Source organism: Psychrobacter sp. BI730, assembly GCF_013414195.1.
Taxonomy (GTDB): domain Bacteria; phylum Pseudomonadota; class Gammaproteobacteria; order Pseudomonadales; family Moraxellaceae; genus Psychrobacter.
On record NZ_JAATTV010000001.1, the window covers coordinates 20,667 to 33,697 of the forward strand.

The 13,031-nt window shown below is 43.5% G+C and carries 8 protein-coding genes; 6 read left to right on the forward strand and 2 right to left on the reverse strand.

The genetic code is table 11. The features are described from left to right. The first annotated feature begins 32 nt into the window (after positions 1-32). From HCZ91_RS00080 to HCZ91_RS00095, 4 genes are all read left to right on the forward strand, one after another. Entirely contained in the window at positions 33-1,229 is a 1,197-nt protein-coding gene (locus HCZ91_RS00080; protein ID WP_179797177.1) for an amino acid aminotransferase, read from the forward strand. Between the two features lie 312 nt (positions 1,230-1,541). Next, positions 1,542-2,843, forward strand: coding sequence for a fumarylacetoacetase (gene fahA, locus HCZ91_RS00085; RefSeq protein ID WP_179797178.1), 1,302 nt, complete (start codon positions 1,542-1,544; stop codon positions 2,841-2,843). A 174-nt stretch (positions 2,844-3,017) separates the two neighbouring features. Then, entirely contained in the window at positions 3,018-3,593 is a 576-nt protein-coding gene (locus HCZ91_RS00090; RefSeq protein ID WP_179797180.1) for a VOC family protein, read from the forward strand. Positions 3,594-3,730: 137 nt separating this feature from the next. Next, positions 3,731-4,783: a TRAP transporter substrate-binding protein gene (locus tag HCZ91_RS00095; RefSeq protein ID WP_165597521.1), complete on the forward strand. Its 1,053-nt coding sequence runs from the start codon at positions 3,731-3,733 to the stop codon at positions 4,781-4,783. 67 nt (positions 4,784-4,850) lie between these two features. Here the strand turns inward: HCZ91_RS00095 and HCZ91_RS00100 are convergent, their stop codons facing one another. Continuing rightward, on the reverse strand, positions 4,851-5,708 hold the full coding sequence (locus tag HCZ91_RS00100; RefSeq protein WP_179797182.1) for an IclR family transcriptional regulator: 858 nt from the start codon (positions 5,706-5,708) through the stop codon (positions 4,851-4,853). 162 nt (positions 5,709-5,870) lie between these two features. On the opposite strand from HCZ91_RS00100, the gene maiA reads away from it, so the two are divergent. Together maiA and HCZ91_RS00110 are read left to right on the forward strand one after the other, a co-directional pair. Then, a complete protein-coding gene (maiA, locus tag HCZ91_RS00105) occupies positions 5,871-6,521 on the forward strand; it encodes a maleylacetoacetate isomerase (RefSeq protein WP_218869994.1) in 651 nt (216 codons plus the stop codon). 339 nt (positions 6,522-6,860) lie between these two features. Next, positions 6,861-8,039, forward strand: a complete 1,179-nt coding sequence (locus tag HCZ91_RS00110) for an acyl-CoA dehydrogenase family protein (RefSeq protein WP_179797186.1) — start codon at positions 6,861-6,863, stop codon at positions 8,037-8,039. 169 nt (positions 8,040-8,208) lie between these two features. Here the strand turns inward: HCZ91_RS00110 and HCZ91_RS00115 are convergent, their stop codons facing one another. Then, entirely contained in the window at positions 8,209-12,615 is a 4,407-nt protein-coding gene (locus HCZ91_RS00115; RefSeq protein ID WP_179797188.1) for a YadA-like family protein, read from the reverse strand. Between the last annotated feature and the right edge of the window lie 416 nt (positions 12,616-13,031).

Here is a 13,031-nt window from a genome sequence, read left to right on the forward strand (position 1 = left end):
CTGCTCGGTTTATATTTTTATAAGGAAATGGCATGTTTGAACGTATCGATTATTACGCTGGTGATCCAATCTTAGGTCTTATGGAAAAATACTCAGCAGATAGCAATCCTAACAAGGTCAATTTAGGTATTGGTATTTATTATGATGAGAATGGCGTATTGCCTGTACTCGACTGTGTAAAAACAGCCGAAGAGCGTATTGCTGATCCTATCGCACCGCGTCCATACCTACCAATGGCAGGTCTTCCAGGCCACCGTAAAGGCTGTCAGGAATTACTGTTTGGTAAAGACGCTCAGATTTTAAAAGACGGCTTGGTCGCTACTATCGCTACAATCGGTGGTTCTGGCGCATTGAAAGTTGGTGCTGAGTTTATCCATGACTGGTTCCCACAAGCTAAGTGCTATGTGAGCGATCCAACATGGGGCAACCATATTGCTATCTTTGAAGGCTCTGATGTAGAAGTGGGTAAATACCCGTACTACGACAAAGCCAACAGCAGTATCAAATTTGAGGAAATGATTGCGTTTTTTGAGACATTGAACAAAAACGACGTCATCTTGCTACACCCATGCTGTCATAACCCAACCGGTATGGATTTGACCCAAGCGCAATGGGATACTGTACTCAACGTCGTGAAGGCACGTGAACTGATTCCATTCATGGACATCGCTTATCAAGGGTTTGGCGAAGACATGGACAGCGACGCTTACGCTATTCGTAAAGCGGTTGAGATGGGCTTGCCATTGTTTGTTAGCAACTCATTCTCTAAAAACTTATCGCTATACGGCGAGCGCGTCGGCGGCCTATCAGTCGTCTGCCCAACCGTAGACGAAACCGAGCGCGTATTCGGTCAACTTAACGCAACCGTACGCCGTATTTACTCAAGCCCCCCATCACATGGTGGACGCGTGGTCGATATCGTCATGAATGATGAAGCACTATATGAGCAGTGGGTTGGCGAAGTTTATGCGATGCGCGACCGTATCAAAGCCATGCGCCTAAAGCTAAAGTCAGTGTTAGAAGCCAAAATCCCTCACCGTAACTTTGATTACATCACTCGTCAAAACGGTATGTTTAGCTTTACTGGCTTGACGCCTGAGCAAGTCGAGCGTTTACAGACTGAGTTTGGTATCTATATGGTATCTAACTCACGTATGTGTGTGGCTGGCCTAAATACCAGCAACATCGACTATGTGGCCAATGCCATGGCAGACGTCTTAAAAGATTAATTAGTCCAAGTTACTTAACATGTTCCTCAATATGTAACTTTATAAAAAATAAACATAGATAAGAAAGGCTGAGCGATTGCTTGGCCTTTTTTTTGTGCCTAGTATTTAATCAAAATTATTTCGTCAAAACTATTTTATTAAAATCATCTAGTCAGAACCGTTTAGCTAAAACACTGACAACCACTTTTCAAAGCAGCCTTTTCACAAAAGACATTGCACAAAAAACTTGCAATCCATATATCAATAAATTACATTATACGTAAGTAATTAATTATAACGTAATTCATAATGTATATTAGCAAGGAGCAAATCATGTCAACGACTGACAGCACCCTCACCTCTTTTATCGATATCGCTGCTGACTCTGACTTTTCTATTCACAACCTTCCTTATGGCATCTTTAGCGAGACCAAAGACGCTGCTGGTGATAGCAAGCGCCGTGCAGGCGTTGCCATCGGTGAGCATGTACTGGATCTATCTGTACTCGAAGCCGAAGGATTATTAAGTTTGAACGGTGGTCCGTATTTTGACCAATCTACGCTAAATGCTTTTATTGATTCTGGTCGAGACAATTGGACGCAAGCACGTACGACGATTCAGACACTGCTGTCTAGCGACAATGACACCCTACGTGACAATGCAGACTTGCAAAAAAAGGCGCTATTTAAGCAAGCAGACGTCACCATGCATTTGCCAGTGCAAGTACCGGGCTTTACCGATTTTTACTCATCGAAAGAGCACGCGACCAACGTCGGCACCATGTTCCGCGATCCAAACAACGCCCTACTGCCTAATTGGACCGAAATGCCTGTCGGCTATAACGGACGCGCCAGCACCGTCATCGTCAGTGGAACTGATATCGTGCGTCCATCCGGTCAGCTAAAGCCTAGCCCTGACGACCGCCCTATCTTCTCTGCCTGTAAGCGCTTGGATTTTGAGCTAGAGACCGCATTTGTCGTTGGTAAAGGCAATCATATCGGTCAGCCAATCGCCGTAGATGATGCCGCTGATCATATTTTTGGCATGGTGTTGCTCAATGACTGGTCAGCACGAGATATCCAAAAATGGGAATACGTGCCTTTAGGTCCATTTAATGCTAAGACCTTTGCCTCCGAGGTTTCTCCTTGGATTGTCACCATGGATGCGTTGGCTCCGTTCAAAACAGCTTGTCCAACACAAGAACCCAAGCCACTTGCTTATTTAAATGAAAAATCGAGCGACAACAGCTTTGACATCAATCTATCGGTTGAATTACTACCTAAAAATGCGGAAACAGCGACCATCATTTGTGAGACCAATTTTAAATACATGTATTGGTCAATGGCACAGCAGCTTACCCACCACACCATCACTGGTTGCAAAGTTGAAGTCGGTGACATGATGGGTTCAGGTACGATTTCTGGGCCAACGCCTGATTCTTATGGCTCAATGCTAGAGATTGCTTGGAACGCTACCAAACCAGTCACGCTAAAAGGCGGCGAGACGCGCAGCTTTATCGAAGATGGTGATACGGTCATCATGAAAGGCTATAGCAAAAAAGACGGCATCCGTGTTGGCTTTGGTGAAGTACGCGGCAAGGTATTACCAGCACTGAGCTTTGATTTTGATAAGTAGTATTTGGAAAGTAGCGACTGATAAATAGTATTTAAGAAATAACACATACAGAGAAACAGCAAAATAGGCGTGAAAATTCTCATGCAGGCGGATAGGAAAACAAACGCATTCACCTACTCATCGTTATGTGAATACAGCCAAATGAGTGACGCGCCTTATCAAAAGGAGTTTGATATGAGCTTTCAAATTGAGAAAATCCATCATGTGGCTTATCGCTGCAAAGATGCCAAAGAAACCGTCGAATGGTATAAAAAGAATCTAAATATGGATTTTATTCTGGCATTCGCAGAAGATCATGTGCCTTCGACCAAAGCCTTTGACCCTTATATGCACGTCTTTTTGGACGCTGGTAATGGAAATGTCTTAGCGTTTTTTGAAGTACCCAATCAACCTGAGATGGGCTTTGATCCTAATACCCCAAGCTGGGTGCAGCATTTGGCGCTAAAGGTTAAGGACCGTGACGAGCTAATTGTTGCCAAAGAGCATTTAGAAAATGCAGGCATCGATGTCATTGGCGTGACCAATCACGGCATCTTTCACTCGATTTACTTTTTTGATCCCAACGGTCATCGTCTCGAGCTGACCTATGATGATCCAACCTCAGAAGACAAAGTATCGATGATTACAGATGCCATCAAGCAAGACATGCTAGATGAGTGGTCTCGTACCAAGCGTGCTCCTGCACATACACAGTTTCTGCATAGTGATGAGCTGGCTGAAGCACGCGAAGTTGCTCCTGTCGGCGAGTAACTCTCCTGTCATTCTGTTTACTGCCTTTTTAAATGATCAGTTAATCATCGCTTTAATTATAAAAGTGCTAATTGACGACATACCCTAGGTATTAATGAATAGCGAACCATATCTAACCATCATGAAAGGACTCTATGATGAAAATAAGAACCCCTCTAGGAATATTCTTAGCCGCCTCGATTGCGATGACTGGTTGCTCCAATAACGACCAAGCAGGAGGCGCGTCTACAGATGCAGGTGAAGTGACAACATTGCGGTTCTCGCATTTCATGACTGCCACTGACAATATAAACACCGAAGCGTTAGAGCCATGGGCAAAGAAAATTGAAGCAGATTCAAAAGGTCGCTTAAAGGTTGAGATATACCCTTCTGCGACGCTCAGCAAACCAGGTGCTACCTATGACGCTACAGCTAAAGGTAGCGTAGATATCGGTATGCAAGCGCAAGGATATACAGCAGGACGTTTTCCTTTGACTCAAATCGTAGAGTTGCCAGGCATCACAAATACTGCACAGCAGCAGAGCTGTATACTTCATAAACTATATGACGAGGGTGTCATTAAAGACGAGTACGAAGACACTCACTTGCTAGCGCTGATAGGCACTGGACAAGGTGCACTTCATACGGTTGATAAACCGATTCGCACGCCAGCTGATATGAAAGGTCTGCGTATTCGCCAACCTTCTGCGGTTGCTAGCCACATTATCGAAGCCACTGGTGCTGCACCTGTCGGCATGCCTGCCAGTGATACTTATACCTCTCTGCAGCGCGGTGTCATTGATGGGCTCAGCTTTACTTGGCAACCCATTCAAGCGTTTCGCCTTGATGAGCTGATCAATACGCACACCAATATTCCTTTTTATAACTCCACCTTTGTGATTAGCATGAACAAAGAGAAATATAACAGCTTGCCTGATGACCTCAAAAAAGTGATTGATGACAATTCTGGCGCAGAGCTGGCAGCACATATCTCTAAAGTATTTGACATCAGCAATGCCAAAGCGATGGCCGCCGCCAAAGCAAAAGGCGATATTATGATTGATATTCCTGATCCACTCAATGACCCAGATTGGAGAGGCCCATTAATGGAAGGCTCTCAGCATTACCTAGATGAAGTAAATGCAACTGGCCTAGACGCTGACAACGTATACGAAAAAGCAAAAGCGGCCAGTAGCGCCTGTATGGTCTAAAGGATACATATCAGATGACTATGGCGTGAATTGAAGGCACGCCCCAGCTTATAGCACCACATACTGGCTAGGCAATTTGATAACGCTGTGCTATCGCCAGTATTTGCTTAACCACATTATGTTGCTCACTCATAGGCAATTGCTCTGTCGTTCCAATGATAGTGATGGCATATTCTAGCGGTAAATCTTCACTATCAGTTTTGTCACTACTCGTGGATGGTTTAGTAGCACTATTGGCAAGCTGTGGCAATATAACAGGAATCGTAATGGCGTTAATCCCCATAAGCATATCGCCCGTCACTGTCGCATAGCCTTGAGTACGAATGTTGGCTTGTAGCTGGGTAAAGTGCTGCCATTTCTCGGTCATATCTACGGTGGTATTACTCGTATGCCACTCAGCTGTGACCAATGGCTGAATGACGGCATCAGGTTGATAACTGGCAAATAACTGCCCTGTGGCCGATGTCGTCAGAGGCATACGTGAGCCAATGCGAGTAATGATACTAATCGGACTGTCTGGCTCAACGGACTGAATAATAATAGGGCCTTCGCTAAACCATTTGGCAATTTGCACACCGCAGTTTAAGGTGTCTTTGATTTCAGTAGCCACTTGCGTGAGACGTGCCAAAAGATTGTTTTGGTTGAGTTCCGTATGTCCTAGTGATGCCAATGCATTGACTCTATCGCCAAGCCCATAGCGACCATCATCAAGCTTACGCGCATAGTTTTTGCGGATGAGACTGACCAAGTAACGATGGGATTTTGCTGGGTGCATTTGCATGGCTTCAGCGATATCTTTTAGCATCATAGGCTCATTACGGTCGATCAGCACATCGAGTATCGACAGCCCAATCTCAAGCGACTGGACGCCACTTTGGTTTTTACTGGTGATAGAACTGTCTATAAGGGGTTTGTCTGCTGGCATGATTTGCTCGATTCTGGTGTGCTTGGTTATTTTCTAATGACGGTCTGCTTGATAATGGTTTTTTCAATAATGACTTGCTCGATCAAATACCAGTGAGATACAGACCTTACTTCATAATATTTATCTTTACAAAAACACATCTACATAAGGACATGAATCATGATGACACTTTATGGCTACTTTCGTAGTAGCACGTCTTACCGTACTCGTATCGCTATGAACTTAAAAGGCTTAGATTACGATGATATCACGATCAATCTGGCACAGGATGAGCAATTAGAATCTGCTTTCAAAGCGATTAATCCGCAAGGATTAGTACCTGTCCTACAAGCTGAAGATTTATTATTATATCAAAGTCCAGCTATCTTGGAGTGGTTAGAAGAGGTCTACCCTGAGCATCCATTATTACCTAACGATGCTGCTGGACGTATGCAGGTACGCGCGCTGAGCGCCATGATTGGTTGCGACATCCACCCAATTAATAATCGCCGCATTTTACAGTACCTACGCAATGAGCTGTCAGTAGACGAGGAAAATGTGATTGCATGGTGCAACCGCTGGATCAGTGAAGGATTTTCTGCTTTAGAGACACGCTTAGCTGCGGATAACAATCGCGGACAATTCTGCTATGGGGACAGTCCTACTCTCGCAGATTGTTATTTGATTCCGCAAGTCTCTTCTGCTCGCCGCTTCAAAGTAGATTTGAGCGCTTATCCCAATATCGTCGCTATTGATACTCATTGCCGTACACTAAAAGCGTTCGCAGATGCCGATCCTATGATGCAACCTGATGCGCCGAAGCGTGAAGCCTAATTTAAGACAGTTTTTATAGGATACCTATCTTTATAGAATATTTATCTTCTCAGCCAAATATTAAGTGACTTAAAATTAACACTTAATATTTGGTCTAGCTTTATTCTTCACACCTTCATATTTTCGCAGCTTAATCTCTAACTTTATCGCTTAACTTTGCCTCATTGATTACTATTTATTCAATTTTTACAATATAATTTTTAATATATTCATATTAACGGTTGTATGGTGGGCAGCTGTTGGTTATTCTTTATATAAGCATTTGTCATCTCTCAAATTTGTACTTTATCAGCTATAGAAAAAAGTACTGTCTTATTCATCACAATAAGGTTGAACAATATGAATGATATATCCTCAGCAAAGATAACCACCCTACCATCGGATGCAGCAAACAAGATTTATGCATCAGCAATCATGTTCAGAGATGAAACAGAAAGCGCTAGAAAAATTGCACCCGTGGTGGCCAATAAACTTTCAGAATTTGCATTATTTAGAATGGGGTTGCCTAAATCGTTAGGAGGATGGGCAGGCAACCCAGTAGAAACGCTAAAAACTTATGAGACGTTGGCCAGTGCTGAGGCCTCCGTTGCTTGGATCGTTTGGAACAACCATTTGGCCTGTACATTCGGTCGATTTTTGGACGAGTCCAGTATGAAAGAAGTATATAGCGACCCCTCTCATATTTATGCCAATTCCGCACGTCCTGAAGGCGTGGCCCAAACAGTAGATAATGGCTACATGGTATCAGGACAATGGACACTCGTCTCTGGAAGCCAATTGGCTGACTGGTTTGTGCTCCGTTGTCTCGTTATCTCCGAAGGCTCTCCTACGACCCTTGGCCCAGGTGCAAACTTAAAGCTATTTTTTATTCCCAAGAAAGACGTAAAAATCATTGATACGTGGGATGTGGGCGGTCTAAATGGCACAGGTAGCCACGATATAGTCATCAAAGGCGCTTTTGTCAAAGAGGCTTATGCAGTTGACTTTGATAGTCCTGTGGCTGTCGATACTGCCTACAGTCGTCTGCCTATCGGCTGTATCAATGCTGCTGGCTGTGCAGCGATGGCGCTAGGCGTATTAAAAGCCGCCATGGACGACTTGGTTGATATGTGTCTTGAAAGGGTAACGCCTGATAAGAGTCCAGATTTACGCGACCGTGCAACGGTACAGGCTACTATTGCTAAGAGCAAAACAATACTAGCATCGAAACGCGCCCAACTGCATTATAGTGTCGAGGTACTGTGGAAAGAGGCACAGCAGCAGAACACCTTTACTGATATACAGCTTGCAGATGTATGGGCAGCTTCTTGTGAAGGCGCAAGAGAAGCTCGTGACATAGTATCTGAAATTTACGCAGTAGCAGGCACAGCCTCCCTATATAAGAAGCATAAGATAGAACGAGCGCATAGAGACATTCATGCGATTTTGCAGCATGGCATTATTCAGCCTCACTGGATGAATCAAGCAGGTATGGCCTATGTTGGACTGACACCGAATGGTGCAATGTTTAGAATATAACAGCGTCTTAATTATAAATCATAAGCGCTTGTAAGATACAACTTACAAGCGCTTATGATTTATCGATAGCTTTATTACTTTAATTGTTTATCTTTAAGCCGTAAAAAAGCAAGACATTGGATGTCTTGCTTTTTTATAGCCTACCGATAACTACAATTGAAAGGCTTTGTTAATCAAAATGGAAGCCTGCACCCACTGCACCGCCTACGTTGCCTTGAGTATCTGCTGTACCATTTACCTTGATGACCCAGCGACCGTCATTAGATAATTTAGAGAAACCAATTGCTACAGCACTCTCTCCATTATAGGTACCGACACCGCCACCGATCAATGACTTACCTGCGATATAAGCCTGAGGCATTGCCGACATTGCCATTGCAGCTGAGATACCTGCGTTTGCATCGTCTTCTACTTCGTCGATTTTGTAGCCAAGATCGCTCATATTGTTATTGAGTCGACTATCAAGCGCGCTAAGCTGACTATAATTGACGGCGTCTGTTGCTTCGACCCCATCAGCGACACCAGTCATACGTTGGTTACCAGCATATAGACCTTGAGACGTCATACTTGGCCCATCTTGCATACTGATGCCCTCACTATTGATAACCGTTGTCCCAACTGTGACACTATCAACGCTGATATTACCGTTTAGGTCAAACTTAATACTACTGCCATCTGCTGTGGTGGTGATGTTATTGCCACCAGTGAAGCTGAGAACGCTACCATCGCCAATTGGTTTGTTAATATTGGCACCACTGTCTGCGCCAAAATTGAGTCCAGCATTTAGCTTATCCGTATTGGTTTTGATATTCGTGGTATTGGTCGTGATATTGCTGGTATTCGTAGCAATATTTGTCGTATTGGTCGCGATATTGGTTGTATTAGTGGTAATGCTCTCTGTGTTAATTTGCACATTTTCACTAATTTCAATCGTACCTTGTCTGATAGAAGCAATCGCACCATCAATATTGCTTTCACCCGTTCCACCAATGTCACTGTTGGTAAAAGTACCATCTTCGGCATTGTAAACAGTGTCACCACCGATAATACTGCTGATACCAGTTCCTTGAGCATAAAGCTGACCACCATTTATAGCGTCCTGACTTGTCGCCGAAACTTCCCCATTTTGAACGTTGGTAATTTTGGTATCAGCGGCATCAATACCACTTTTTGTGATGCTTGGGCCACCTGCAATGGTCAGTCCATCGTCATTCATAACCGTACCACCAGTGGTTACGCTATTCAAAGTAATATCTGGGTTCAGATCAAAGCTAATATCATTAGCATTGGTAGGTATGGCTGCAGCTTGCAATGATGGACTACTATCGAAAGCAGCCACATCACTCACTGATTTCCTAGATACCTTGATATTACCGTCTTTACTGCTAAGGTCGACAGCATCTCCTTGTTTTACCATCGTAGCGATATCACCTTGAGCGGTGATGCCCCAACCTTGATCCAAGGCAATGGCGACATCTTTTAACTGCCCAACATTGACAGCATCCGTATTTAGCACACCTTCCCCAACGTTGCGAATGGTGTTGCCTCCGTTATCTAGACCACGGCTACTCAATGAGACCTGCGAAACCATTCTATTCACGCCATTTCCAACGAAGGTAAAGCCTGCATCACTCATGATGCTATTGCCTATCTGTATACTGCCATCATCTCCGAGGTCTAACTGATTATTCAGTTTCACTTGGACGCCAGTCGCAGAAGCGACAGTAGTCAGATTGTTATCTCCTGTGACATTGATGGTATCGCCTAATGCAAATTGCTGATCATTGGCACTATTGCCGTCACCAATTTTGATGCCTTTAGCGATTTCATCATTAGTCATAGTGAGCTGTGCAAAGTTTACGGCATCGGTTGGGGCAATTCCCTTATCAACTTTGATAATTCTATTATTACCATTATCAAGACCTTCGTTGCTTAACGTAATGGTCTGATTAGGACCATCAGTGATGGTGACGCCTGCATTGTTAAGTACCGTGCTTTCCATTCTCACGCTACCGTTTTTACCAAGCATGACATCTTCAGCCAATCTAACATTTAGATTGCCCTCTTCATCAGCGATCACACCGATATTGTTCTCAGTTAACTCTGTCGCGCCTCCTTGGAGTGTCAACGTTTGACCCAACTTGCGATTGACGACAACGGTTGTATCATCTCCTGTGAAGTTCAGTCCTAGGTCCACTGTATTGTTGGTTGCATTTAATTGTCTAACATTGACGGCATCTGTATCTCCCTGACCATCATCTACATTGATGATTCTATTACCGCCATTATCAAGACCTTCACTACTCACACGAACTGTACTATCAGCAAAACTGGCACTCGTGAAAGTGACATCCTCTTTTGTAGCGATTTTAATACCACCATCCTCAGCAGTGAGAACAATGTTATCTCCTGTTAGGAAATTAGCCGTATTGTCCGTTTGGTTAAGCGTTTTGACATCAACGCCATCTATTTGAGCAACAATGGTCTGCATGGCACTGTCCGCTTTTACCAGACTGGCTTTGCTATCAGCACTTAAATCAACAGCATAATCGGTCGTGTTGGTAAACTCGTCTTTGTCACCTGCTGTGACCGTAACGGCAGAAGAGCCTGCTGAAGCAGTCACACCATCTGCATTGATGGTATAAACGTCTTGACCGCTACCACCTGTAGACTTCACAACACCCGCAATATTAGTACCTGCGGCGACCTTTGTTTTAGCGGCAGCGGAGGCACTGTTAAGTTGGCTGACATTGACAGCATCATTTGGGTCTTCACCGTTATCAACATTGATAATCTTTTTGTTGGCAGCATTGATACCACCAGATCTGGTCATGCTTGGACCATTCAGAATAGTTAGACCATCACTGGTTAGAGCAGTACTAGGAATACCTAGTGGGCCATTTACTATAATACCTGCACCAGTAACCACTGTACTGCCTAGCCAATTACCTGTCAAGACACCTAGGCTATTAACAGTTGTTACAGGACCTAAATTATAAGGAAGGCTACTACTACTTCCCATTTTGACACTTCCATTAGTGCCAAGGTCTACGTTTTCAGCTAACTTTACAGTTAGGGTATTATTACTAGCATCAGACTCTACCCCAATGTTGCCTGTAGTTAAAGCAGCAGTGGCCTCTGCACCACCTTTGATATTAAGTGTCTCACCAAGCTTACGATCCACGGGAGCTCCTCTATCACTCGCAAAGGTAATCTTGCTTTCTGATAAATCTTCAATAGATTGATTAGTAGCGTGTAGCTGACTACCATTGATAGCATCAGTACTGTCTGTATTGACTGCTCCAGCAGCAACGTGCTTGATCTGACGCTCATGTTCTACTGAACCAACAGATACTTGTGCTCCTTTATCACTTGTTACACCAGCGTAATTATAGATCTTGTTGCCGATAATAAGGTTCTTTTCCTCCGTAGCTTCACTAAGCGTAGTTGATCCTACACCTAAAGCTACAGAACCGTCTCGACTTGCTGACGCCCCCACACCAAAAGCAGAGGATGCTGCACCTACTGAGCTTGAACGGACACCGACAGCAGTAGAAAGATTACCTTCGGACCGTGCTTTAACACCAACTGCTAAGGATGCAGCGCCCCCTGCTTCAGTATGCCCATATGGATTATTTGGATCCTCTATAAGATCACTACCAGTATATGCATTGAATAAGTCGTTAACACCATCAACATTTGCAGCAGCATCTAAATCATCACCACCAATAGCAATAGATGAATGTCCTTTTGAGACAACATTCGCGCCAATAGCAATAGACTGCTCGCCACTTGCCAACGTTTGTTGTCCAGATTCCGAGCTACCAATAGCAATAGTTTGACTGCCAGTCGCCTTTGCATTGCCACCCATGGCCATAGCGTTATAACCTGTTGCGCCATCGTTGTTGGCATTGCCAATAGCTTCAGAGTCAACACTATAATATTTGGTTTTATTGTCTTTGACTATGTTGACCAATCTGTATAGCTGCGAGCCATTAATTGCATCTTTACTCCCTGCCATCACAACACCATTGGATACATTGGTGATTTTGTTATTACCATTGTTTAGGCCACTATTGCTCAAAATGACACTATTGGCTGGATTTATGACTGTAATCTTAATGCCTGAATTATCAACTAAAGTATCACCCGTTTTGAGACTGCCATCAGTCCCTAAGTCGACATTTTCATCGAGCTTTATCGTTAGCGCTTTATCACGCCTATTGGCAGTCACGCTGATATTTTTGGTATTGGGATCACCAATGACCGTTTCTCCACCCTGCACCGTTAGCGTTTGATGAAGGAATGAACTGGTATGTATTCTAGGTGTTGGGTCGTCTCCAACAAAGTAAGTACCCAATGCATTTGCCTGCATGCCAAAGCCAGCAGCTAGTAGCCCAAGCGCTATAGTGCTCAGACGTAACGTATGGATAACGGACAGGTTAGACGTTGTGTTAATGGTAGCGTTAGAGCTAACGCTAGATTTGGAAGATTTGCCACGTCCCTTCGCGTATTCACCAACGGCGGTAAAACAACTTAAGGCTTCATTCCAGATGACTTTATAGATGCGGTTCATGATGCGTACTCCCTTACAGACTTGTCAGATTTAAAAAATCAGAGATAAGATCTATGTCAGAGAGACGATATGACAAAATAAAACGGGTTATAAGCTTATAATAACGAGACCTTGTTCAAATAGTAGTTGTAGTAGTCTTTAAGGAATAAGACGTTTTGTTTTGTATAATCTTTATCACTCTCTGTATATATTAGTATTACCGAATATATACAGAGAGACAATACCGTTCATCCGTGTTTTGATACCGTTCGTCGGTTATATTCATATAAACGAATATAACTACTTTTAATTTTTTTTATTTATAATAAATTACGTCGGTTTTAAAAAGAGTCAGCTTTTATCTATTACTAAATATGCGCTTATACACATTAAAAATACATGATAAGCGCATATTAGTTACATAAATTGTTTCTGCA